We start from the raw sequence: 556 nt of genomic DNA, 5'->3' as shown, positions 1-556 counted from the left end.
CTTTGCAACTGCAAACACCAACAACACAGAGGACAATCTTGATCTCAGTGTTAATGACCGTTTTGCGTTCATGCGCATGGATTATTTGCCGGCGGATGTTGAATCGGAGTTGGCGTATGAGCATTGGATGCAACTTCATAGTGTGTTTAGTAATGGGTCAAAAGCTGACTGGAAGAACCATGTGAGTCCTCAACTGGATGAGCTGGTGAGAAGCAGAGTGAACGTCATGATTAAAGTGGCGGAAGGGATCCGTGAAAACAAGGCGGAGAACGATGACTCATTCTTTTCAACGATGTCAATACGAGCCATCTTCGGGTGGATCGATGAACTCATGCTAGCAAGGCGCTTTGATTTAAACAGGGTGGATAATGACGAACACGAAATGCTGCAAGCGTTGCGTCGAGCGTTCATTAATGGTTTGCCGATAGAAGAGCAGGAAGAAATTGTTCAACTGTTCCAATTGAAGTCAGATCTTAAATCAATCATGTAAAGACCATGGCACCCGTTACGGCGGGTGCTACAAACCAAACCTCGTAAAGAGAATTAGGAGTTATAG

1 protein-coding gene is annotated in these 556 nt (G+C 45.0%); it reads left to right on the top strand.

Features of this window, described 5'->3' with window-relative positions; genetic code table 11:
* On the top strand, positions 1-490 hold a 490-nt coding region (locus AB4585_RS27365), incomplete at its 5' end, for a hypothetical protein (RefSeq protein WP_372171890.1).
* Between the last annotated feature and the right edge of the window lie 66 nt (positions 491-556).

The sequence above is a fragment of the Vibrio sp. 10N.222.49.C9 genome (genome assembly GCF_041474985.1).
Taxonomy (GTDB): domain Bacteria; phylum Pseudomonadota; class Gammaproteobacteria; order Enterobacterales; family Vibrionaceae; genus Vibrio; species Vibrio crassostreae_C.
Note: the sequence above shows the minus strand (reverse complement) of the source record. Positions and strands in the feature narration are given on the sequence as shown.